The sequence below is a fragment of the Paenibacillus sp. P13VS genome (genome assembly GCF_015143645.1).
In the GTDB taxonomy this organism is placed as follows: domain Bacteria; phylum Bacillota; class Bacilli; order Paenibacillales; family Paenibacillaceae; genus Paenibacillus; species Paenibacillus xylanilyticus_A.
Genome location: NZ_WYEV01000002.1, coordinates 183,093 through 206,351, shown reverse-complemented (window position 1 = coordinate 206,351; position 23,259 = coordinate 183,093). Strand labels below are relative to the sequence as shown.

General features: G+C 46.2%; 20 protein-coding genes and 1 pseudogene. All 21 read left to right on the top strand.

Translation table 11 applies throughout. From position 1 onward, the window contains the following. The first annotated feature begins 29 nt into the window (after positions 1-29). The 21 genes and pseudogenes from GUA98_RS02070 to GUA98_RS01970 all read left to right on the top strand — a co-directional run bounded on the left by GUA98_RS02070 (position 30) and on the right by GUA98_RS01970 (position 23,031). Positions 30-1,442, top strand: a complete 1,413-nt coding sequence (locus GUA98_RS02070; RefSeq protein ID WP_193721917.1) for a protein-glutamate methylesterase/protein-glutamine glutaminase — start codon at positions 30-32, stop codon at positions 1,440-1,442. Between the two features lie 33 nt (positions 1,443-1,475). Beyond that, positions 1,476-3,545, top strand: a complete 2,070-nt coding sequence (locus GUA98_RS02065; protein WP_193721916.1) for a chemotaxis protein CheA — start codon at positions 1,476-1,478, stop codon at positions 3,543-3,545. A gap of 36 nt (positions 3,546-3,581) precedes the next feature. After that, a complete protein-coding gene (locus GUA98_RS02060) occupies positions 3,582-4,040 on the top strand; it encodes a chemotaxis protein CheW (RefSeq protein WP_095287810.1) in 459 nt (152 codons plus the stop codon). Positions 4,041-4,049: 9 nt separating this feature from the next. Next, complete coding sequence (locus GUA98_RS02055) at positions 4,050-4,670, top strand: chemotaxis protein CheC (RefSeq protein ID WP_095287977.1); 621 nt, start codon at positions 4,050-4,052, stop codon at positions 4,668-4,670. Continuing rightward, positions 4,663-5,160: a chemotaxis protein CheD gene (locus GUA98_RS02050; RefSeq protein ID WP_095287809.1), complete on the top strand. Its 498-nt coding sequence runs from the start codon at positions 4,663-4,665 to the stop codon at positions 5,158-5,160. Before GUA98_RS02055 ends, GUA98_RS02050 begins: the two co-directional genes overlap by 8 nt. Before the next feature lie 4 nt (positions 5,161-5,164). Further along, entirely contained in the window at positions 5,165-5,608 is a 444-nt protein-coding gene (locus GUA98_RS02045) for a hypothetical protein (RefSeq protein ID WP_193721915.1), read from the top strand. A 15-nt stretch (positions 5,609-5,623) separates the two neighbouring features. Continuing rightward, positions 5,624-6,412, top strand: coding sequence for a FliA/WhiG family RNA polymerase sigma factor (locus GUA98_RS02040; protein ID WP_095287807.1), 789 nt, complete (start codon positions 5,624-5,626; stop codon positions 6,410-6,412). 60 nt (positions 6,413-6,472) lie between these two features. Next, a pseudogene (locus tag GUA98_RS02035) lies at positions 6,473-7,881 on the top strand (DUF342 domain-containing protein). A 50-nt stretch (positions 7,882-7,931) separates the two neighbouring features. Next, entirely contained in the window at positions 7,932-8,246 is a 315-nt protein-coding gene (locus tag GUA98_RS02030; RefSeq protein WP_193721914.1) for a hypothetical protein, read from the top strand. 126 nt (positions 8,247-8,372) lie between these two features. Next, positions 8,373-8,882, top strand: coding sequence for a DUF6115 domain-containing protein (locus GUA98_RS02025; RefSeq protein WP_227779355.1), 510 nt, complete (start codon positions 8,373-8,375; stop codon positions 8,880-8,882). Positions 8,883-8,885: 3 nt separating this feature from the next. After that, the gene (locus tag GUA98_RS02020) at positions 8,886-9,521 is read left to right on the top strand and encodes an endolytic transglycosylase MltG (protein ID WP_193721912.1); all 636 of its coding nucleotides are present in this window, start codon (positions 8,886-8,888) and stop codon (positions 9,519-9,521) included. 272 nt (positions 9,522-9,793) lie between these two features. Further along, the gene (gene rpsB / locus GUA98_RS02015; RefSeq protein ID WP_047842496.1) at positions 9,794-10,492 is read left to right on the top strand and encodes a 30S ribosomal protein S2; all 699 of its coding nucleotides are present in this window, start codon (positions 9,794-9,796) and stop codon (positions 10,490-10,492) included. A 120-nt stretch (positions 10,493-10,612) separates the two neighbouring features. After that, positions 10,613-11,263 carry a translation elongation factor Ts gene (gene tsf, locus GUA98_RS02010; protein WP_153978021.1) on the top strand — a complete coding sequence of 217 codons (651 nt, stop codon included), beginning with the start codon at positions 10,613-10,615 and terminating at the stop codon, positions 11,261-11,263. Between the two features lie 229 nt (positions 11,264-11,492). Next, positions 11,493-12,221: a UMP kinase gene (pyrH, locus tag GUA98_RS02005; RefSeq protein ID WP_095287801.1), complete on the top strand. Its 729-nt coding sequence runs from the start codon at positions 11,493-11,495 to the stop codon at positions 12,219-12,221. Further along, complete coding sequence (gene frr / locus GUA98_RS02000; RefSeq protein ID WP_095287800.1) at positions 12,221-12,775, top strand: ribosome recycling factor; 555 nt, start codon at positions 12,221-12,223, stop codon at positions 12,773-12,775. The genes pyrH and frr overlap by 1 nt, the downstream gene beginning before the upstream one ends. 89 nt (positions 12,776-12,864) lie before the next feature. After that, complete coding sequence (locus GUA98_RS01995; protein ID WP_095358604.1) at positions 12,865-13,632, top strand: isoprenyl transferase; 768 nt, start codon at positions 12,865-12,867, stop codon at positions 13,630-13,632. A gap of 16 nt (positions 13,633-13,648) precedes the next feature. Continuing rightward, positions 13,649-14,443, top strand: a complete 795-nt coding sequence (locus tag GUA98_RS01990) for a phosphatidate cytidylyltransferase (RefSeq protein WP_193721911.1) — start codon at positions 13,649-13,651, stop codon at positions 14,441-14,443. A 77-nt stretch (positions 14,444-14,520) separates the two neighbouring features. After that, complete coding sequence (locus GUA98_RS01985) at positions 14,521-15,660, top strand: 1-deoxy-D-xylulose-5-phosphate reductoisomerase (protein WP_193721910.1); 1,140 nt, start codon at positions 14,521-14,523, stop codon at positions 15,658-15,660. Positions 15,661-15,773: 113 nt separating this feature from the next. Then, entirely contained in the window at positions 15,774-17,045 is a 1,272-nt protein-coding gene (gene rseP, locus GUA98_RS01980; RefSeq protein WP_153978024.1) for an RIP metalloprotease RseP, read from the top strand. 62 nt (positions 17,046-17,107) lie between these two features. Further along, entirely contained in the window at positions 17,108-18,562 is a 1,455-nt protein-coding gene (gene proS, locus GUA98_RS01975) for a proline--tRNA ligase (protein WP_193721909.1), read from the top strand. Between the two features lie 146 nt (positions 18,563-18,708). Continuing rightward, positions 18,709-23,031 carry a PolC-type DNA polymerase III gene (locus GUA98_RS01970; RefSeq protein WP_193721908.1) on the top strand — a complete coding sequence of 1,441 codons (4,323 nt, stop codon included), beginning with the start codon at positions 18,709-18,711 and terminating at the stop codon, positions 23,029-23,031. Positions 23,032-23,259 lie beyond the last annotated feature (228 nt).

Below are 23,259 nucleotides of genomic sequence, written 5' to 3'. Positions count from 1 at the left end.
TGAATAAAGGAAACAGAGGTGGACAAAACATGGCGGTGTATCAAGTATTGGTTGTCGATGATTCCGCTTTTATGCGCAAAATTGTTACGGATTTAATTGAAGCTGATCCGGAATTCAAAGTTGCGGCAACGGCTTCAACCGGCAAGGAAGCAATAGAAAAAGCAGTGGATTTAAAGCCTGATGTAATTACGATGGATGTAGAAATGCCTGAGATGAATGGGCTGGATGCACTGAAATCGATCATGCAGAAGTCATCGGTGCCTGTAATTATGCTATCAGGTATCAATGAGCAAGGAATGAAGGAAACCATCATGGCGCTTGAGGCAGGAGCCTTTGATTTTATACGTAAGCCTTCCATTTCACATGATCAGGATATTGCTCAGGTGGGCAAGGCCCTCGTCGAGCGGATGCGGGCGGCCATGAACGAAATCAAGCGAAAAGCAGAGCGCGAGGAGTCTTTAAAACAGACGAAAGAGATTCAGGAACATCTCCTGCGTCAATCTCAGCGAGTACAGCGTGATGCTCCTGCACAAGTTCGCAGAGAACCTGCTCAAAAAAGGATTGAGCCTGTTCAGCCAGTTATACGGCCAAACAGTGAACCTAGTGATCGACCCCAGCCTAAAGTGCTGCAGCGAAACATGCCGCTGGCGGATCAGAAAAAAGAGCGGTCAGACAAAAAACTGGAAGCAGGAAAGAGCCCAGATCGTGTTCCTAATACAAGAGAGGCTAAGGTACCTAAACCGATTAAGCCTCTTCACACTCCGAAGGAGTTGCGGAATGCGGAGCCAATACGGTCGGCAATGGAGCAAACGGCTGCATCCTCAAGTCAACCATTACCAAAAGCAGTAACGGGGACTGATGGTACATTCAACAAAATTGTCGCAATTGGCTGCTCTACGGGAGGCCCAAGGGCCCTTAAAACGTTGCTTGAGGAATTGCCTGCTGATTTGCCTGCACCTGTCATCATTGTGCAGCACATGCCGCCCAACTTTACAAGGTCTCTGGCACAACGGCTGAATACCTTCAGTCCGCTGCATGTCGTTGAGGCTGAAGAAGGTATGGTTCTCAAGAAAGGTTCCGCTTATATCGCGCCTGGTGGATATCACATCGTCGTAAGTAAAGCAACCGATGGAAAGTATATCCTGAAGCTTACGGAGCAGGATCCGGTGAATGGCCATCGGCCTTCAGTGGATACGATGTTTGAGTCGTTATTGCCTTTTACGTCGCTTCAGCGGCATTTGGTTTTGCTGACGGGTATGGGCAGTGATGGAGCGAGAATGATGAAGAAGCTGTATGAAGCGGGTGTAACGTCTACCTTTGCGGAAAATGAAGAGACCTGTGTGGTGTATGGAATGCCGCGTTCTGCTGTAGAGCTGCAATGCGTACGTCATCTTCTGCCTTTGCAGGAGATCGCCCCAAAACTTGTTCAAGCAGTGAAATAAACGGAGTGTAACTCATGGAGGAGGTGCCTCACAATGGACATGAACCAATACTTATCCATGTTTATTGATGAGTCTAATGATCATCTGCAATCCCTTAACGACAACATGCTTCAACTCGAAGGCAATCCGGAGGATCTGGGTATAGTCCAAGTCATCTTCCGCTCTGCTCATACTTTGAAAGGTATGGCCGCAACAATGGGCTTTGAGGATTTGGCATCATTGACACACAAAATGGAGAATGTGTTAGATCTTGTGCGTAATGAGAAATTGAAAATGCAGGACTATATTTTTGATACTTTATTTAAGAGTTTGGACGCGCTTGAATCCATGGTTCAGGATATTACCAGTGGTGGAGAAGGTAAAGCCGATGTTTCCGCAATTGTCGCTTCCCTTCAAGCCATTGAAAGTGGAGAATGGACAGGTGGTGAAACTCCAGCTGCTACAACAACGGCTAAGCCGGTAGAAAGCATTTCATCGGCTGTTGATCTGGACGAATTCCAATATTCTGTTCTGGATCAGTCTATCGCGGAAGGGCATCGAGTTTTCTACATTGATGTGCTTGTTAGCGAGGACAGCCAGCTGAAGGGTGTACGTGCCTACATGGTCTTTGATCTCTTGGAGCGTTCGGGTGAAGTTGTGAAGTCTTTCCCTACGGTTCAGGATATTGAGCAGGAGAAGTTTGAGCGCAGTTTCTCGTTGTATTACATAACAACCAAAGAAGCGCAGGAACTTGAAAAAAGCATTTTAAGCATTTCAGAGATAGAAAGTGCCAAAGTCATTCAGCTGGATCAAGAAACTCTTCAGCAGATGACCAATCAGGCTGCAGCTGCAGTTGAAGCTGAAACAGTCGCCATAGCAACAGCCGTATCACAAGAGATCGCAACTGAGGTCAAATCTGAAGAAAAACCAGCAGCCAAGCAACCTGCTGCACCAACTAAACAGGCAGCCGCGCCTTCGCGTACGATCCGAGTGGATATTGAGCGATTGGATGTACTGATGAATTTATTCAGCGAATTGCTGATTGATCGGTCGCGCCTGGAGCAGTTGGCAAGTGAAACGGGTAATAATGATCTATCCGATACCGTTGCTCATCTTAGCAGAGTCAGCTCAGACCTGCAAAATATCGTTCTCAAGCTGCGCATGGTACCTGTAGATACCGTATTTAACCGGTTCCCACGAATGATTCGTGACCTAGCCAAAACCTTGGACAAAAAAATTGACCTGGTCATTACAGGTGCAGAAACCGAACTGGATCGTACGGTCATTGACGAAATCGGTGACCCACTGGTGCATTTGCTGCGTAACGCTGTGGACCACGGTGTCGAATCCATCGCAGAACGTGTTGCTGCCGGAAAACCGGAAATGGGTACAGTTAACCTTCGAGCTTTCCACAGTGGCAATCATGTTTTCATTGAGATTGAAGATGACGGCAAAGGAATTTATCGTGAGAAGCTTTTACAAACAGCCATTAAACGCGGTGTCGTGACGGAAGAGCAGGGTGCGAAGATGAGCGACGATGAAGTTAATCAGCTTTTATTCGCTCCTGGTTTCAGTACAGCTGACAAAATCTCGGATATCTCTGGTCGCGGAGTAGGTTTGGACGTTGTAAAATCCAAAATCACTTCGCTTGGCGGTAATGTAACCATCCATTCCACACCAGGCAAAGGCACTAATTTCTCGGTTCAACTGCCATTGACGTTGTCAATTATCGCAGCAATGCTTGTACGAGTTGGTTCCGAGAAATATGCGATTCCGTTGTCCTCCATTGTGGAGACGGCCATTGTGCAGCGTGAACAAGTTCGTAATATTCATGGTAATAAAATGATTACGTTCCGTGAATCCCTCATTCCGTACTTGTCGCTAAACGAAGTGTTTGGCGTACCTGATTTCAATGATGAGGATGAGTCGGAAACAGAAATCGTTGTCATCCGTAAAGGAGATCGTCTAGCAGCGGTTTCCGTGGAAGAGTTTATCGGACAGAGCGAGATTGTTCTCAAATCCATGGGAACCTATCTTCCTTCCATTGAAGGAATCTCCGGAGCAACCATCCTGGGAGATGGACAAGTAGCTCTCATCGTCGATCCTAACGCATTTATTAAATAAGCAACTAAGCCTTACACTTATAGGGAGGTTTTATTCATGGAAGAATTGAAAGTCATCGTCTTTAAACTAGGATCTGAAGAATACGGTATTGAGGTTGAAAAAGTTCAGACGATTGAACGCATGATGCCAATTACTCGTGTTCCTAAGACATTTTCCTTTGTAAAAGGGGTTATTAATCTTCGTGGGGTTGTTATCCCTGTTATCGACTTGCGTGGTCGGTTCTCTCTGCCAGAAACAGAATATACGGATCAAACCCGAATTGTCATTGTAGCTGTAGGTGACATGCAGGTTGGATTCATCGTGGACGCTGCCAATGACGTAATTGACATTAAGAGCAGCGCAATTGACAGCCCGCCGGAAGTAGTGGGTGGAGTCAAAGCGAGATATCTGCGCGGAGTGGCTAAATTGGAAAATGAGCGTTTGTTGATCATGCTTAATCTGCATGAAGTATTGAATAAAAGCGAAGTAGTGCAGCTGGAAAGTGTCGAGGGCTAACACGTGGAGATGTTCAACCGATTTGAGGGATTCCAAATGGATGTGCTCAAAGAGGTCGGTAACATTGGAGCAGGCAACGCCGCAACGGCGTTGTCTCAACTTCTAAATAGACCGATTGACATGGGCGTGCCGACAGTACAGATGCTCCCTTTTGAAGAAGTAGCTGAAAAAGTGGGCGGGGACGAACGAATCGTGGTGACTGTCTTTTTACGTGTTGAAGGAGAAGCGCCAGGTAATCTGTTCTTCATGATGACCCCGGAAGCCGCCAAAATGCTGCTGAACCGGCTTGCTGGTTTTGATCTGAAGGAAGGTCTCATGTTTACGGATATGGAACAGTCTGCGTTATCGGAAATCGGTAATATTCTGGCTGGATCCTATCTTTCATCACTTGCAGATTTCACCAAACTGTCGATGTATCCAACGGTTCCCGGACTTGCCATTGACATGGCAGGGGCAATACTCAGCTATGGGCTGCTGCAATTTGGAGAAATGGGAGACGATGCACTTTTGATTGACACATCGTTCTTCGAAGGAGAAGATCAGGTGGAAGGTCAATTTTTCCTGATTCCCGATCCATTGTCATTTGCCAAGATATTTGAATCTTTAGGGGTGCCTCTGGATCATGATTGAAGAAAAAAGCGTCGTTAAAGTCGGTATGGCGGATTTGAACATTGCTCACCTTCCTGGCATAATCCGCACGACAGGGCTTGGCTCTTGTGTGGGGTTAACGATGTATGATCCGCATTTGAAGCTGGCTGGAATGGCGCATGTGATGCTTCCTTCTTCAGAGATTGCAAGAGAAGGGAAATTGAACACAGCTAAATATGCCGATACGGCGTTGCCTGAGTTATTAGAAAAGATGTTAAAACTCGGTGCATCTCGTTCACGTATCGTGTCCAAAATGGCAGGTGGTGCTCAGATGTTTGCTTTTTCAGGAGCTGGAGATACCATGCGTATTGGGCCGAGGAATGCGGAGTCATGCCGGGAATGGTTGCAAAAGCTTAATATTCCTCTTCTTGCTGAAGACACTGGTGGAAATTATGGTCGGACCATTGAAATGGACTGTGAAACAGGGATTTTAAATATTAGAAGTGTACAAATGGGTGTAAAGGAATTATAAAACTATGATAGGAAACTACCGCATTAATCTTGGAGCAGGCATAGTCGGATTTATTCTGACTTTTTTTGTAGCATACAGCAGCAATTTGTTGATGACCAGTTTAATTCGCGGGTTAATCGGATTCGTAGCCTGGTACGCCCTTGCTTTTGCTTTACGCTGGGGGCTGGGGTTGCTGCTGACCCCTCCCGCAGGAAGTAAGGGTTTCGATTATGATCCCCAAATTGGTCCAGAAATGAGAGGTTCGCAGGTTGACATTAAACTCGAAGACGATGGACAAGAGCTGAACGACTTGCTCAAGAATGGACAGAACGCCTCCTCTGGGGAAGAGATTCCGCCATCTGAGACGAAAGCTCCAACGGGTTTCGCCCCATTGGATCCGCCTAAACTGGTCCGGACCAAGGATCCGGAAGAATTGGCGCAGGCCGTTCGTCACCTGACAGACAAATAAGGAGGGTGAAAGCAATTGGACGAGCGTAAAGCTTCACATTTGAACCATGCTGATCTGTGGGAAAAGTGGAAAGAGCACGGAGATCTTGAAGCCAAAAAAGCTTTAATTGAAAAATATCTTCACATCGTGAATTATGTATCCGGTCGTTTGGCTGTAGGATTACCTAAAAATGTCCCAAAAGATGATCTGGAAAGCAACGGGGTTATGGGACTAATCGATGCTCTTGAGAAATTCGACTATGAACGAGGCCTTCAATTTGAGACATACGCCTCATGGCGAGTTCGTGGAGCGATCCTGGATGGTTTGCGTCAAGGAGACTGGGTTCCCCGTTCCGTGCGAGAAAAGGCTAAACGAATCGAAGATGCTTATCAGCAGCTGGAGCAAACCTATCTACGGTCAGTAAGCGATGAAGAAATGAGTCAGTATCTAGACGTGTCGACAAAGGACTTCCAGCATATGCTCCAGGAAGTAGCGGTAATGTCACTGTGCTCTCTTGAAGACCCGATTCGGGAAGAAGAGTCAGAGACTCGTCTTTCTTTAATGGTCGATGAAAAGGCCAAAAATCCAGATTACAAAGTGAACGAGTTTTATTTGAAAGATGCTTTGGTTCAGGGACTAGATAAGCTGACAGTTAAAGAGAGAACGGTAGTTTCCCTCTTGTATTATGAAGACTTATCGCTTAGTGAAATCGCTGAAGTGATGTCTCTTTCACCATCGCGTATATCTCAGCTGCATTCCAAAGCCATTTTGAGACTTCGTGGAACGCTCGAAAAACAGAAGGATCTGTTAATGCGCAAAGATTAATAGAAAGCTTGATGACATGGATTTCGGGGAGTGGAAAGTTTAAAAGGAGGAAGAACTGCATTGACACAGCGAATTGCTTTGGAACAATGCCTTAGCGTTGTTTTATCGGAAGATAAAAGTACGGCCTACCTTGAGTTTTCCAAGCAGGAAGAAGGTTTCACCTGCACGCTGGATGAACTGGAACAGTTTATTGCGGGTCAGGGCATTAAGTATGGGGTGTTGCGTGAGGCACTGCTCGTGTTTGTGAATCAACCTGAAACATATATGAATACGCAGTGGAAGATCGCCGAAGGCATCGCGGCTGTTCCTGGAACAGACGGGTACATCAAGGTATTGGTTGGTATGGACGATGCGAGTGAACGGCGGCCTCTGGAAGCGGAAGATGGCAAGGTGGATTACAAAGAAGTAACTCGGTTGAATAATGTAAAATCAGGTCAAATCATTGCCGAGCGCATTCCTCCAGTGGATGGTTCAGTAGGTAAGGCTGTTACTGGTGAGGAAATTCCTTTTCGACCAGGGAAAGACGCACGATTCAAAGTGGGGAAAAATGTTGTTATTAATCCGGATGGATCTGCCATGTATGCGGCCTTGGATGGATTGGTGACCAAAACGGAAGGGAACAAACTGAATGTGTTCCCGGTATACGAAATAAATGGTGATGTAGACTACAATATCGGTAATATTGATTTTGTAGGTACGGTGGTCATACGCGGTAACGTACTGACTGGTTTTAAAATAAAAGCTGCGGGTGACATTCGCGTTGTCGGCGGTGTCGAAGGCGCAGAGCTTGAAGCAGGAGGCTCTGTTGAGATCACTGGCGGTATTATCGGATATAACAAAGGGCTTGTTCAGGCGGGTCACAATGTCAAATGCACCTTTATTCAGGAAGGTAACGTAGATGCAGGTGAAGATGTTCTCGTCTCCCAAAGCATTATGCATTCCAATATCCGTGCAGGCAGGAGCGTAATTTGTGCCGGTACCAAAGGCCTTATTGTTGGTGGATCCATTCAAGCCGGTGAAAATGTTTCAGCACGAATTGTGGGGAACAGCATGTCGACAGTAACCTCGATTGAAGTTGGTGTTCTACCCAAACTGCGTAACGAACTGAGTGAATTGCGTAAAGGGCTCAGGGAACAGATGGATTCCTTGGACAAAACGAAAAAGCATTGGTACTGCTGGATCAATTAGCTGCTGCTGGACAACTGAGTCCTGACAAAATGGCAATGCGAGTTAAGCTTACGGCTACACAGAAGTCGGCACTTCGTCTTAATGAGGAAACGAAGTCACGCATATTCGAAATTGAAAAAGTTTTGGAAGATACGAGCAGAGCCCGGGTGGACATTCTCAAGATGATTTACGGAGGCTCTAAGATAGTTATCGGCAGATACACCAAATTTATTAAAGATCCTGTGAGTAGAATTTCATTTTATTATCATGACGGGGACATTACGATGACTCCATTCGTTTAAGTACGCATCAGGCACAGATAGAAAACCATTCGAAACCGTGAGGTGAGCGTATGAGTTTTAAGGCAGTAGAGTTGCAGATTGCAGTACCACGAACAAGTGAAGCCGGCCGGTATCAGAGCGAATATCAGCAGCGGCCGGTTACGGACCAGAATTTACTCGCAGTGCAGACGGCCAAGGAAGCAGAAGAGGCAAGACAGCGCAGTGAAGCGATGGAAGAAACAGCACATACAGGTGTACGAGACGGTCAATCTAGTAATGAAGAGCACGAAAGGGGTTCTCGGGAGCAGGAGACGATCCAGATGTCAGAGCAAGTCAAACCTGCGGAGCATCCGTACAAAGGAAAGCATGTGGATCTGTCATTGTAACCCTTTCCGTGTTACGTAAATGAAGACTTGAGCTTTGAAGGCGATATCCAAAGGAGAGGAACCAATTTGTCACCATGGGTTATTATTGTCATATTAGGTGCCTGTGCCATTGCATATGCATTCATCATGCCCAAGAAAAATAAGACGCCAGAACCGAGCCAACAATTAGTGCAAGAGATGGAATCCACACTTGAGCATTATATGGCTGAAATCGAAAGTGATAATGATGCCCTTATTCAGCGTGTTGCTGAAATGAAGGGAGAGGCGGCAGCTGCAGATCAACGCATGCAAATGCAGCTTGAAGAATTGCAGAAGCGTCTCAATGAACTTGAAAAAAGCAAACAATCCGAAACCCATCATGTTTCAGATATTTCTAAGGATGAATTCAATGCGTTGCAGGCTCAGGCTCTTGTGGCCAGCGTGAGAGATGACGCCGCAAAGCAGATTTCAGTAGCTGAGCCAACACCAAGTGGCCAAGAGCCTGTCAATGAGCGAGAGTCAATTAAAGATCGGTATTCAGAAGTGTTTCATCTGTATGGTGAAGGCAAATCTGTGGATGCGATCGCAAAACAGACTGGCATACAACGTGGAGAAGTACAGCTGATTCTTCAGCTGGCAGAACGGGAGGAAGGCTAAGAGATGGACAAGCGCTCCCTATGGATTGGAATTGGAACAGGCATGATCATTGGAGCAGTACTGCTTCAGCTTGCCACAGTGGGACAAAACGCCCTAACTGACAGCAGTTTGGAAACGGATCCGGCTGCAACTGCAGCCGATCTGACGAAGGAAGAGTTGGAGTTGGCTGCCAAAAGCATGGATTTGAAGCTTGTGGGTACAGAGGAAGAACTGTATACGGAAGCCGAATGGGTACAAAAGAAGAAACAGGAGAGCAGTGAAATGCAAGGGGAAACAGCTGCTGCTCCGGAGAAGGCAGAGGATACAAGTGATCCGGAAGCTCCCACGGAGCCTCAGCAGCCCGCTTCAAGTGGCAATGAGAGTCCGAATAATGTGAGCGAGCCAAAAGCATCGGAGCCATCGTCACCGAATACGCCTCAAAAGGCAACAGTCACATTTAGAGTGCGTTCTGGTAACAGTTTGGCGATTGTCGCTGGAAATCTCGAGAAAGCTGGCATAGTAGATGATGCCCAGGCCTTCATTAAGGCGGGAAAGGCAGAGCGAATCAACACCAAGATTCAGGTGGGAACGTACACACTTGAAAAAGGGGAAAGCTTCGAATCCATCATCGCCAAAATTACTCAAGAACCGTCAAGCTGAGTACACTCAGGCAAGACGGTTCTTTTATTTTATAGTCTAATTGGGCAATAATTATAGTTGCAGATTTCACATAACATAAAAACGTTGTGCGACCAGGTATTTTTGCTTTCAAAGACTGTTGCATCAGCCAAACAGTTATGCTATATTAGATAACGGTGTTAAAACACACGCATGTGCTAATTTTGTTGAGGGTGCTTTCCTGATGGAGAGTCTTGGCGAAAAATGATGCCGGCGGAGGACACAATAAAAACCATATTAGGAGGTGTGTGAAGATGGCAGTAATCTCCATGAAGCAGCTTCTCGAAGCTGGGGTACACTTCGGTCACCAAACTCGTCGTTGGAACCCAAAAATGGATCGTTATATCTTCACTGAAAGAAACGGAATTTACATCATCGATTTGCAAAAAACGGTGAAAAAAGTCGAAGAGGCTTACAACTTCGTTAAAGGAATCGCAGGAGAGAATGGTACAATTCTTTTCGTGGGTACTAAGAAACAAGCTCAAGATTCTGTTAAAGAAGAAGCTGAACGCGCTGGTCAATTTTACATTAACCAACGTTGGTTGGGCGGTACTCTGACTAACTTCCAAACCATTCAAAAACGTATTGATCGTTTGAAACAACTGGAAGCTTGGGAAGAAGACGGTACATTCGCTGTACTGCCTAAAAAAGAAGTTATCTTGCTTCGCAAAGAAAAAGATCGTCTGGAGAAATTCCTCGGCGGTATTAAAAATATGAAAGGCCTGCCAAGCGCCCTGTTCATCATCGATCCACGCAAAGAGCGTATCGCTGTTGCTGAAGCTCGCAAATTGGGTATCCCAATTGTAGGTATCGTTGATACAAACTGCGATCCGGACGAAATCGATTATGTTATCCCAGGTAACGACGATGCAATCCGCGCTGTTAAGTTGTTGACAGGTAAAATGGCTGATGCCGTGATCGAAGCTAACCAAGGCGAAGAAACTTCCGCTTAATAGATTCGAACATAACGAATGAACTAAATGAAAAGGGTGGTTGGTAGGTGGATAACCTCTCACTGCCCTTTTTTTAGAGTGTACGTGTACGTACAATACTTATTTTGGAGGGAATTAATAATGGCAGTTAACGCGAGTGCAGTAAAAGAACTTCGTGAAAAAACGGGCGCTGGTATGCTCGATTGCAAAAAAGCACTGGAAGAAGCAAATGGTGATATCACAAAAGCGGCTGAAATTCTGCGTGAAAAAGGTCTTTCCGCAGCTGCAAACAAAGCAGGACGTGCAGCTACTGAAGGTACTGTAGAATCTTATATCCACGCTGGTGGCCGTATCGGTGTCCTGGTAGAAGTTAACTGCGAAACTGACTTCGTAGGTAAAACAGACCAATTCAAAGATTTCGTTAAAGACATCGCTATGCAAATCGCTGCAGCTAGTCCGAAATTCGTAACTCGTGAAGAAGTTCCTACAGAAGAGCTGGAAAAAGAAAAAGAAATCTTGAAAGCTCAAGCACTGAACGAAGGCAAACCAGAAAAAATCGTTGAGAAAATGGTTGAAGGCCGTATCGGTAAATACTACGAAGAGTACTGCCTGATGGAACAATCCTTCGTTAAAGATCCAGACAAAACAATCTCCCAATTGCTGAACGAAAAAATCAGCCAAATCGGTGAGAACATCTCCATCCGTCGTTTCGTTCGTTACGAGCTGGGTGAAGGTTTGGAGAAAAAAGTAGATAACTTCGTAGAAGAAGTTATGTCCCAAGTGAACAAATAAGACGGTTTTATACCGGCAAGCAGAAATTGGTTTTCGAAGATATAAGAATGATAAAACTTCGAAGCAGAGCTCCCTTATATCTCAGGAAAACAGTGCCTAACCGGTTAAACGTTTTTCTAAAAGAGTGGAACACAGTCGTGTTCCTTTCTTTTTAAGCAGGAGGCCATGCGCGAGAAGTTTTGTTGATTGAACACCGAAGGTGCTCAAGTTTAAAGTGGAGGGTGAACAATTGGAACAGCCAGTATTCAAACGCGTTGTCTTAAAGGTTAGTGGGGAGTCCCTATCCGGTCAAAACGGCTATGGTATTGATGCAGAGACGATCTCGTCGATTGCTCAGCAGGTAAAAGAAGTTGTTGAACTTGGTGTGCAGGTTGCCATCGTATGTGGTGGCGGAAACATCTGGCGTGGAATCGCCGGCAGCGAAAACGGCATCGATCGAGCAACAGCCGACTATATGGGAATGCTAGCTACAGTAATGAACTCGCTAGCACTGCAAGATGCATTGGAACAGATTGAAGTGCCTACCCGTGTACAGACTTCAATTGCCATGCAGCAAATTGCAGAGCCATATATCCGTCGCAGAGCCATTCGTCATCTGGAGAAAGGCCGTGTCGTTATTTTTGCAGCAGGTACAGGTAACCCGTTCTTCTCCACGGATACAACAGCAGCACTGCGCGCAGCGGAGATCGAAGCAGAAGTCATCCTGATGGCTAAAAACAAAGTTGATGGCGTATACTCGGCCGATCCGTTCAAGGATAGTACAGCTGAGAAATATGAGCAATTGACTTACCTCGATGTACTTAACAAAAATCTTGGTGTAATGGATTCGACGGCGTCCTCACTCTGTATGGACAACAACATTCCGTTGATCGTATTTGCCATTACAGAACAAGGTAACATCAAACGTGTAGTTCTGGGTGAACGTATCGGAACAATCGTTAAAGGGAGTGTAGATTAATGCCAGAAGCGGTTAAAAAACATGCCGAAGAACGTATGGATAAAGCAATTCAAGCGTTACGTCGTGACCTTGCCACTTTGCGTGCAGGACGTGCAACTCCAGCTCTGCTGGACCGGGTTCAGGTAGAGTACTATGGAGCAATGACACCACTTAATCAACTCGCGAATATTAGCACACCAGATTCCCGTACGCTGATGATTCAGCCATGGGATAAATCTTCTATGGGCGAAATCGAACGTGCGATCATGAAGTCGGATCTGGGATTAACACCGGCCAACGATGGTAACATGATTCGTTTGTCCATTCCGCCACTTACGGAGGAGCGCAGAACAGAACTCGTAAAACTGACGAAAAAGTTCGGCGAAGAAGGAAAAGTTGCGATTCGTAACATTCGTCGTGATGCGAATGATGATATCAAAAAAATGGAGAAGTCAGAGATTTCCGAGGACGAGTCCCGGAGACATCAGGACGATATCCAAAAATCGACCGACAAGTTTATTGCTGAAGTCGATAAGGTACTCGCTGCCAAAGAAAAAGAAATTATGGAAGTGTAAGACAAGCGCAGCCCCTCCAATACGGTGGGGTTTTGTCTCTTTTTCTAGTCTTCAGGTGAAGAAACTTCAGGGATTTTGGAGGAACAGGAATGATCAAACGGGTTCGGTCGTGGTGGAATGGGGCTGAAAAGCAGGAAACGCTGACTATATCCGAGGATAATATCCCGCAGCACGTTGCTATTATTATGGACGGGAATGGTCGATGGGCCAAACGTCTGGGTCTGCCACGCATAGCTGGGCATCAGAATGGCATGAAGGCAGTAAAACGTGCAACCATCGCGGCGGATGAACTGGGCATCAAATATCTGACGATGTATGCTTTTTCGACAGAAAACTGGACACGTCCAAAAGAAGAAGTGGATTTTCTAATGAGACTTCCACAAGAATTTCTGGCGATTGAGTTAGATGAACTTATAGAGAAGAATGTCCGCATACGCATGATGGGGCAGGAAGAGAAGTTACCTTCACATACCGTTAATGCCCTACGTGAAGCAATTCGTCTCACGGAACACAATACGGGGCTTGTACTGAATTTTGCAATGAATTATGGAAGTCGACGAGAAATGACGGACTGTGTGAAGCAGATTGCGCTGCAGGTCCAGTCGGGGGAACTCTCGGCAGAAGACATTACACCTGAGCTCATAGACAAACATATGTTGACTGTGGATATGCCTGATCCGGATCTATTAATCCGGACAAGTGGAGAATTAAGGCTCAGTAATTTTATGCTTTGGCAGCTTGCATATAGCGAGCTATGGTTTACGGATATATACTGGCCCGAATTTGGCAAACAGCACTTGCTTGAAGCAGTAGCCGAATATCAGCGCAGAACAAGGCGTTACGGCGGTTTGAAATAGATGGAGGATGAAGCCGTTGAAACAGCGATTAACGACAGGGATAGTAGCAGGTGTGTTGTTTTTGGGTTTTTGCATGCTGGGCGGACCATGGTATCATGGCCTGGTACTGCTTATGGCTCTCATCGGTTATTATGAATTTGTGAAAATGACGGGGGTACAACCTTTTTCAGGTGTAGCCCTGATTGGATATGCAGGTGTTTTTGCACTTGTCTTTCCATGGGAAATGGTGTGGGAAGGCAGACCGCTGACGCTGTTCCAGATTAGTTGGCTGGTTATGCTTGTTTTAATGACGGCCTCGGTGATAACCAAGAACAGGATTCCTGTGAATACAATAGCCATGCTCTTTTTGGGTGTGCTGTATATAGGCATCGGTTTTTATTATATTGCTGAGTCCAGACATCTTCATCACGGGCTATTTTGGACATTCCTATTATTAGGCTCGATCTGGGCCAGTGACGCAGGTGCCTACTTTGTTGGGAAGCTTATGGGGAAGAACAAATTATGGCCATCAATAAGTCCTAACAAAACAGTGGAAGGCGCGTTGGGCGGTATTGTGATTGCTGTTGTAACATCTGTTGTGTTTGCGATGTTATCGGATGGCTTGTTATCTTGGCAGAGAGCAATATGGATTGGCCTCGCCTGTGCTGTAGTCGGCCAAATGGGAGACCTAATCCAATCCGCTTACAAACGTGTGTACAATATTAAGGATTCCGGCAACCTTCTTCCTGGGCATGGAGGTATTCTGGATCGGTGCGACAGCTGGATTGTTGTGTTTCCATTTGTACATATACTAATGCTTCTGCCTTACTAATGTTTTGAACATAAGACGTGTATAACAAATGGATTCGAAATTATGCACGCAATGGATAAATAAAGATGAGGTGCAGCATGAAGAAAATAGCAATTCTCGGATCCACCGGTTCGATTGGAACTCAAACATTGGATGTCGTTGACATGCATCCTGCCCTTTTTCAGGTGGAGGGTCTGGCTGCCGGAGGAAATACTGAACTTTTAATCGAACAAGCCAATCGCTATCGGCCAAAAAAGGTATCGGTAGGAACCAAAGAATTGGCTGAGACGGTCGCCCCGCACTTACCTGCGGGAACGCAGCTCTTCTATGGAAAAGAGGGCTTGGTAGAAGTAGCAGCCGGGACAGACGCAGATACTGTAGTGACAGCTGTTATGGGGAGCGTAGGGCTCGAATCAACACTGGCTGCCATTGAAGCAGGCAAACAAATAGGGCTTGCTAATAAGGAAACACTGGTGACGGCAGGACATATTGTGACGGCGCGAGCTGTGGAAAAGGGTGTCTCTCTGCTGCCGATCGATAGCGAGCACTCTGCGATATTTCAATGTTTGAACGGAGAAAACCGTAACCGGGTAGCAGGTATTACCCTTACGGCCTCAGGGGGTTCTTTCCGCGATTACTCACGTGAACAGCTGCAGAATGTTACGGTTGAAGATGCACTGAAGCATCCCAATTGGTCGATGGGCTCCAAAATCACGATTGATTCCGCAACGATGGTGAATAAAGGCTTGGAAGTGATAGAGGCTCATTGGTTGTTCGGGTTGACCTATGACCAGATTGACGTGCTGCTTCACCCAGAGAGTATCATACACTCCTATGTTGAATTTGAGGATACGAGCATCATTGCTCAACTTGGCAATCCGGACATGCGTGTTCCGATTCAGTACGCGTTAACTTATCCGGACCGGCTGCCTTCACCAGCACAGCGACTATCTTTGGCCCAAGCAGGCAAGCTGCAATTCCGTGAGATGGATATGGAACGGTTCCCTTGTTTAAGACTCGCTTATGAGTGTGGTAAAATGGGAGGGACTGCAACTACGGCATTTAATGCCGCGAATGAGGTTGCTGTAGCACGCTTCTTGCGCAAAGAGATTTCGTTCCTTAAAATAGAGGATATTATTGCTTCCGTGCTGGATGCACACCGCAATGTGGACAATCCTGATCTCGAAGAAATTGCAAGATGTGACCAGGAAAGTCGTAAACATGCTTTTAGTCTGTAATCCTTTTTTCATCACAAATATGGAAGAAGTGATTCTCTTGTGCGGCACCTTGGAATAATGATAATCTAAAGGGACAGACTTCGGTTCGTGCCGTGAAGGAGGATGGATAGGGATTGGAAACCATACAAGTTGTATTTCTAACGGTGCTCATGTTCTTTGTCATCGTGACGGTTCATGAATGGGGGCATTATTATTTTGCCAAACGCGCCGGTATTCTTGTAAGGGAATTTGCGATCGGTTTTGGTCCCAAATTGTTCTCATATAAAAGAAACGAGACCCAGTTTACATTGCGTTTGCTTCCATTTGGCGGATATGCACGTATGGCTGGTGAAGACCCCGAGCTTGTAGAAATCCAAGAGGGTCAGACCATTGCGGTTAGACCGTCGGATGATCAAGTGAAAATGATTTATTTGGACCAATTGGATAATCGTAAAAATGTAATACGTGGCGAAGTGATCTCCATTGATATGGAGAATGCGTTGAAAATGCAATTGGATGTTGATGGAGAGGTACAACAATACCGCATACATCCACAAGCAATGCTCGTTAGTCGCGGTAAACAAACACAAATTGCTCCGAAAGACCGGCAGTTTGGCAGCAAGACGGTTGGACAACGGGCGATGGCGATTTTTGCTGGACCATTGATGAACTTCATTCTGGCTTTTGTCTTGTTTGCTGTGTATGCACAAATGGCCGGAGTTCCGGTGGAAAACCCTAAAAATCTGCAAATCGGTGAAGTACTTGAGGGCGGCGCTGCCGACCAGGCCAACCTGAAAGAAGGAGATATCATTGAGACTATCAATGGTACGGCTATAGGTACGGATTCGCAAAAAATGGTGGCTATGATTGCTGAGTCGAAAGACAAGCCGATGGAATGGACCCTGCGTCGGGGAGAAGAAACATTCAATATAACGATTACCCCCCGTACTGTAGAGGGGCAAGAGGGTGGTAAGGTAGGAATCGTGCCAACACTGCCAACCCGATCTGTTGGATTTGCAGAAACGTTCAAAGTATCAGGTTTAGCCATGGTGGATACCACAAAAGTCATCTTTGAAGGTTTCAAACATCTGATTAATCAGTTTAACATGGACGACATTGGCGGACCGGTACGTACATTTGAAGTAACAGGTCAGATTGCCAAACAGGGCATTGAACAGCTAACAAGATGGGCTGCTATTTTGAGTTTGTACCTTGGAATCTTCAACCTGTTGCCAATACCTGCGCTGGATGGCAGTCGATTGGTATTCCTTGGAATTGAAGCGCTAAGAGGACGCCCTGTTGATCCTAACCGTGAAGGTATGGTTCACTTTATAGGCTTTGCCATGCTGTTTGTACTGATGCTGGCTGTAACATATAATGATATACTACGTTTAATTAACGGATAATTATGGTTTGACTACACTCTGAATTTGCAGAGCGGGTCGTTATGGGAGGACGCTGGAGTCTTATGTCAAAGGAAAATGATAAACAATTCGTGACTGAAATCACACCACAGGGCGAGGATTTCTCCCGTTGGTACATTGATGTTATTAAAAAGGCCGATCTGATGGATTATTCACCGGTTCGCGGATGTATTGTGTTCAAGCCGGATGGATTTGAGATCTGGGAACATATCAAGGATGAACTTGATCGTCGTTTCCGCGAAACGGGCCATCGCAACGCGTATTTCCCGATGTTCATTCCAGAGAGCTTTTTCCAAAAAGAAAAAGAGCATGTTGAAGGGTTCAACCCGGAATTGCCTTGGGTTACCGAAGCTGGTGGTGAAAAGCTGGAAGAACGTCTGGCAATTCGTCCAACTTCCGAAACCATCATTGGTCACATGTATTCCAAATGGATTCAATCCTATCGTGATCTGCCTGTTCTGATCAACCAGTGGGCTAACGTTGTTCGTTGGGAGAAAAGAACATTGCCTTTCCTACGGACAAGCGAATTCCTCTGGCAGGAAGGTCATACGGCTCACGAAACGGAAGAAGAAGCACGTGAGGAAACGATGCGCATGCTTGAAATCTATCGCGAAGTCGTGGAAGAGTATTTGGCTATCCCGGTTATCAGTGGTCAAAAAACGCCTTCAGAGAAATTTGCAGGTGCGGTGGATACATACTCCATCGAAGCGATGATGAAAGATGGACGTGCCGTACAGGCCGGAACTTCTCACTTCATGGGTACTAACTTTGCCAAAGCATTTGAGATTCAGTATCTCAGCCGTGAAAATGTACTTGAGCATGCTTATACGACATCGTGGGGCGTAAGTACACGCTTGATCGGTGCGCTGATCATGGTACACGGTGATGATCGTGGTCTGGCACTTCCTCCAAAAGTGGCACCAACCCAAGTCGTGATGATTCCGATTGGACCGCCAAAAACGCGTGATGCCGTTGTGGGTCGTGCGGACGAACTGTTCGCTGAACTGAAAAAAGCAGGCATTCGTGTTAAAATGGATGACCGCAGTGACGTTCGTCCAGGCTGGAAATTCAATGAATACGAGATGCGCGGAGTTCCAGTTCGTCTCGAGATTGGTCCTCGCGATATGGAAAATGGTGTATGTGTGCTTGTGTCTCGGATTACTGGTGAGAAAAAAGTAGTAGAGCAGGCGAATCTGGTGGAAGAAATTCAGAATATGCTGAATCAGGTTCAATCTGATATGCTGGAACGTGCACGCACATTTATGTCGGACAACTTCTACTCTGTAGATACGCTCGATGAGATGAAGGAATTGATGGAAAACAAACGTGGCTTCACGCTGGCCGGCTGGTGCGGCTCCGAAGCTTGCGAAGATAAAGTAAGAGAAGTAACAGGTGCAACAAGCCGGAACATTCCGTTCCAGCCTGCGGAAGAAAAGCATACGTGCCTGGCTTGTGGTGAAAAGGCGAAGAACACAGTCGTGTTTGCAAGAGCCTACTAGGTCATCATTAACATCAGGACTATTCACCGTATGAGTAAGTAATGGAAGGCTTCTGTCGGATAAAATGAGTCGGTGCGGGTTCGGATCGGGGACATTTTTGATTGCAGAAGCTTTTCATGTTTTAAGGGGGTACAAGGAGGAACACGATGAGTGGATTCGAGGAGAAACGAAAACGGTTTGAATTGTTGATGAAACAGGCAGAGCTGCCTGCAGGTCTGACCGATCCCTATTTTTTAGATGGATGGATTGAACAGGTAGAGACGAATCGCAGCAACCGGGAATGGCATATCCTGATCAGTAAGGATACGTTGGTTCCTGCACCGATTTATCGTACGTTTAGCCTGCATATTCAGGAGAAAATGAATCATATCGCCAAAATTACATTTGGTTTTAAGTATACAGAGCAAGTGCAGCCAAGTGATATTGTAAGTGAATATTGGAATCTGTTTCTGGAATGGGTCACTCGCGAGATCCCATCCGTAAATGGATGGATGAACCGGACTACCTTTGAATGTGAAGCAGATTTGCTGCAATTGACCATGAGTGATTCTACATCGATGGAGCTGGCGCGCAAGAAACAGATTGATCAGGCGATTACAACATTCTATGAAAAGTATTTTCATCTCCCGCTCCGCATTAAACTACAAGTCGGTGAAGTGGGAAGCAATAAGGAAGCGATGGAGCAGTTCCAGGCGCAGAAGAAGGTTGAGGAGCGACAGGTCATTGAACAGATGATGAGCGAAGTGACCGAAATGGAAGCTCCGGAAGACGAGGATCAGGGCGATGTACGCTTGCAGATGGGCTATGAGATCAAAGAGCCAGCTGTACCGATGCAGGACGTTCAGGATGAAGAGAAGAAAATTACGCTTCAGGGCTCGATCTTTGGTCTGGACCGCAAGGAGCTGCGGAACGGAAATACGCTGTTTACCTTCTATCTGACCGACTTTACAGATTCGATGCAGATGAAGATGTTTGCGAAGACAAAAGAGGATGTTAAAATCTTGAGCCTTCTGGCCAATGGGAAATGGGTCAAGGTTCGTGGACGCGTAGAGTACGACCGATTTATGCAAATTCCTGAACTGGCCATGATTCCTTCGGATCTGACCGAAATCAAGGCACCTCCATCACGAAAAGATACCGCGCAGGAGAAACGGGTGGAATTCCATCTGCACTCAACCTTGAGTACCATGGATGCTGTAACCTCCATCGATAAATATGTGAAAACTGCTGCAGAGTGGGGACACACGGCAATTGCCGTCACCGATCACGGTGGAGTACAAGTCTATCCGGAGGCAGCCAAAGCAGCGAAGAAAAACGGCATCAAAATGATATACGGCCTAGAGGCCAATGTAGTGAATGATTCCGTTGCCGTTGTTCTGGCACCACAGCCAATTGAACTGAAAACAGCGACCTACATCGTATTCGATATCGAGACGACGGGTCTATCCGTTACACAGAACAAGATTATTGAGATTGCTGCGGTCAAAGTGCAAGAGGGCAAAGAGATCGACCGGTTTGCCACATTTGTAAATCCACACGAACGAATTCCGTACAACATTCAGCAATTGACCAACATTACGGATGAAATGGTCAAAGATGCACCGGAGCTTGAACCGGTCATTCGTGACTTTGTTGCGTTTGCGGGTGATGGTGTGCTGGTCGCGCACAATGCACGATTCGATATGGGCTTTATCCAGGCGTCCCTTAAAAATTTGGGCATGCCTGAGCTGCCAAACCCTGTACTGGATACGCTGGAATTGGCACGACTTTTGTATCCAAAAATGAAAAACCACCGACTCAACACACTGGCTGATAAATACAAAGTCGCACTGGAAAGCCATCACCGGGCGATTGATGATACGATTGCCCTTGCTGGAATCCTGAATGGACTCGTGAATGATGCAGCCCAGTTAAAAGGCTTAACCATGCTGGACCGGTTGAACGATTACGTCGGGGTTGATCTGTCGAATACACGTCCATTCCACTGCGGGATTTACGCATTGAATGATGTCGGCAAGAAGAATTTGTACAAGCTGGTCTCCTTGTCTCATACGGAATACTTTAAGCGTGTCCCATGTATTCCGAAGTCCAAACTGGTCGGCTTGCGCGAAGGACTGGTTATTATATCCGGTTGTGAAAAAGGAGAGTTCTTCGAGGCAGTTCTGAATAAATCACTGGAAGAGGCCGAAGAAATCGCCGAGTTTTACGACATTTTGGAGATCCAACCTCTCACGATGTATATGCATCTCGTGGACAAGGGACTTGTGGCCACACCGGAGGAACTGAAACTTGCGGTTCGCAAAGTAGTTGATATCGGAGCCAAATTGAACAAGCCGGTTATTGCTACAGGCAATGTGCACTATTTGGAGCCGAGGGACAAAATCTATCGGGATATTACCATCCACGGAATTACCGGTTTCAGTCCGCTGAAAGATCAGCGCAAACCGGATGCCCATTTTAGAACCACAGCAGAAATGCTGGAGGAATTTCAGTTCCTGGGTCAGGATAAAGCCTACGAAGTTGTCGTCACGAATACGATAGAGCTTGCTGATCGCTTTGAGGAAATCAAGCTGTTCCCGGACAAACTGTTTACGCCAATATTGGAAGGTGCAGACGAAGAAATTCGGAACACCTGCTACAATACGGCAAAGTCGATATATGGGGAAGACCTGCCTGAAGTCATCGTGGCACGCCTAGAGAAAGAGCTACAGCCGATCATCAAATACGGTTTCTCTGCCAACTATCTGATCTCGGAGCGTCTGGTTAAAAAATCGAATCAGGATGGTTATCTGGTAGGCTCCCGGGGATCTGTAGGATCATCGGTTGTCGCAACCTTCCTTGGCATCTCCGAGGTTAATCCGCTTCCGGCTCACTATATCTGTGTAAACTCTGAATGTAAACACAGCGAATGGTTCCTGGACGGAAGTGTACCAAGTGGATTCGACCTTCCAGAGAAGGAATGCCCCGACTGCGGAGGCAGACTAAAGGGAGAAGGGCAAGATATACCGTTTGAGACGTTCCTTGGCTTCAAGGGGGACAAGGTTCCCGATATCGACTTGAACTTTTCGGGTGATTACCAGCCACATGCTCACAACTACACGAAAGTACTCTTTAGTGAAAAAAGCGTGTTTCGGGCTGGCACCATCGGTACCGTTGCCGAGAAAACAGCCTTTGGTTTCGCCAAGAAATATGAGGAAGAGCATCATAAGAAATGGCGCGGAGCAGAATTGAATCGACTGGCTTCAGGTTGTACAGGGGTCAAGCGGAGCACGGGACAGCATCCCGGGGGCATTGTCGTTGTACCGGATTATATTGAAGTGGAAGATGTTACTCCTGTTCAATATCCTGCGGACGACGTTACTGCAGAGTGGAAAACAACGCACTTTGATTATCACGCATTTGAAGAGAACTTGTTGAAACTAGATATCCTAGGACACGATGATCCGACCATGATGCGTATGCTGCAGGATCTGACCGGGGTCGATCCAACCACCATTCCGATGAATGATCCAAAAGTCATGAGCATGTTCAACTCTACGGAAGCACTGGGAGTAACTCCTGAACAGATACGTTCACCTGTTGCAACCTTTGGTGTGCCGGAGATGGGGACGAAGTTTGTGCGTCAAATGCTTGTCGAATCCCAGCCGTCGTCCTTTGCCGATTTATTGCAGATTTCGGGGTTGTCCCACGGAACAGGGGTATGGCTTGGAAACGCACAAGAACTGATCAAAAATGGTACATGTAACATTAAAACGGTAATTGGTTGCCGGGATGATATCATGTTATTCCTCATCTATAAAGCAGGGATGGACGCAAGTCTGGCCTTTAAGATTACAGAGAGTGTTCGTAAAGGGCGGGGGTTGCCTCAGGAGTGGATTGATGAGATGAAAAACTGTAAAGTGCCACAATGGTACATTGACTCTTGTCTCAAAATCCAGTACATGTTCCCGAAGGCCCACGCGGCCGCTTATGTTATTTCGGCAGTTCGTACTGCATTCTTCAAGCTGTATCATCCGATTGAATTCTACGCAACCTATTTTACAGTTCGTGCAGATGAGTTTGACATCGAGCTGGTGTGTCAGGGGTACGATGCGATCTATCGGAAAATTGTTGAAATTGAACAATTGGGATTCCAGGCACCGCCAAAAGAAAAAAACATGCTTCCTGTGCTTGAAATGGCTCTGGAAATGGCAGCTCGTGGATTCTCACTCAAGCCGATTGATTTGTACCGTTCTGAAGCTACAAAATTTATCGTGGACGGAAATGCACTGATTCCTCCATTTTCCGCACTTGCGGGAATCGGTGATAATGCAGCACGTAATATTGCGGCGGCAAGAGATCATGGTGAGTTTCTGTCGATTGAAGACTTTCAGCAAAAATCCAAGGCAAGTAAAACGATTGTCGAACTATTGTCGGGGATGGGCTGTTTCCGGGGGCTGCCGGAAAGCAATCAATTATCCCTGTTTTAATGGAAGCTTAACCCGTCAAAAAAGCACCTGTCAGAAGGTTGCGTAATTTTTTCTTCATTAGTACGCAATTGACCTGAAAGATCGCTTACTTGTCACTATTACCAGACTATGTTATAATTTCTGAAGTGAACGAGATAGTACGAATTTCTGAAGAGTGGGGAAACCCACTCTTTAGTCTTTGGTATACAAGAATCTTGGGTATTACGAATTTGTCGGCTTAACATGTCG

Bases quoted from the DNA above. Each gene is read 5' to 3' on its own strand.
- GUA98_RS02070 (WP_193721917.1), top strand. From the start codon at position 30: ATGGCGGTGTATCAAGTATTGGTTGTCGATGATTCCGCTTTTATGCGC.
- GUA98_RS02065 (WP_193721916.1), top strand. From the start codon at position 1,476: ATGGACATGAACCAATACTTATCCATGTTTATTGATGAGTCTAATGAT.
- GUA98_RS02060 (WP_095287810.1), top strand. From the start codon at position 3,582: ATGGAAGAATTGAAAGTCATCGTCTTTAAACTAGGATCTGAAGAATAC.
- GUA98_RS02055 (WP_095287977.1), top strand. From the start codon at position 4,050: ATGTTCAACCGATTTGAGGGATTCCAAATGGATGTGCTCAAAGAGGTC.
- GUA98_RS02050 (WP_095287809.1), top strand. From the start codon at position 4,663: ATGATTGAAGAAAAAAGCGTCGTTAAAGTCGGTATGGCGGATTTGAAC.
- GUA98_RS02045 (WP_193721915.1), top strand. From the start codon at position 5,165: ATGATAGGAAACTACCGCATTAATCTTGGAGCAGGCATAGTCGGATTT.
- GUA98_RS02030 (WP_193721914.1), top strand. From the start codon at position 7,932: ATGAGTTTTAAGGCAGTAGAGTTGCAGATTGCAGTACCACGAACAAGT.
- GUA98_RS02025 (WP_227779355.1), top strand. From the start codon at position 8,373: ATGCCCAAGAAAAATAAGACGCCAGAACCGAGCCAACAATTAGTGCAA.
- GUA98_RS02020 (WP_193721912.1), top strand. From the start codon at position 8,886: ATGGACAAGCGCTCCCTATGGATTGGAATTGGAACAGGCATGATCATT.
- rpsB (WP_047842496.1), top strand. From the start codon at position 9,794: ATGGCAGTAATCTCCATGAAGCAGCTTCTCGAAGCTGGGGTACACTTC.
- tsf (WP_153978021.1), top strand. From the start codon at position 10,613: ATGGCAGTTAACGCGAGTGCAGTAAAAGAACTTCGTGAAAAAACGGGC.
- frr (WP_095287800.1), top strand. From the start codon at position 12,221: ATGCCAGAAGCGGTTAAAAAACATGCCGAAGAACGTATGGATAAAGCA.
- GUA98_RS01995 (WP_095358604.1), top strand. From the start codon at position 12,865: ATGATCAAACGGGTTCGGTCGTGGTGGAATGGGGCTGAAAAGCAGGAA.
- GUA98_RS01985 (WP_193721910.1), top strand. From the start codon at position 14,521: ATGAAGAAAATAGCAATTCTCGGATCCACCGGTTCGATTGGAACTCAA.
- proS (WP_193721909.1), top strand. From the start codon at position 17,108: ATGTCAAAGGAAAATGATAAACAATTCGTGACTGAAATCACACCACAG.
- GUA98_RS01970 (WP_193721908.1), top strand. From the start codon at position 18,709: ATGAGTGGATTCGAGGAGAAACGAAAACGGTTTGAATTGTTGATGAAA.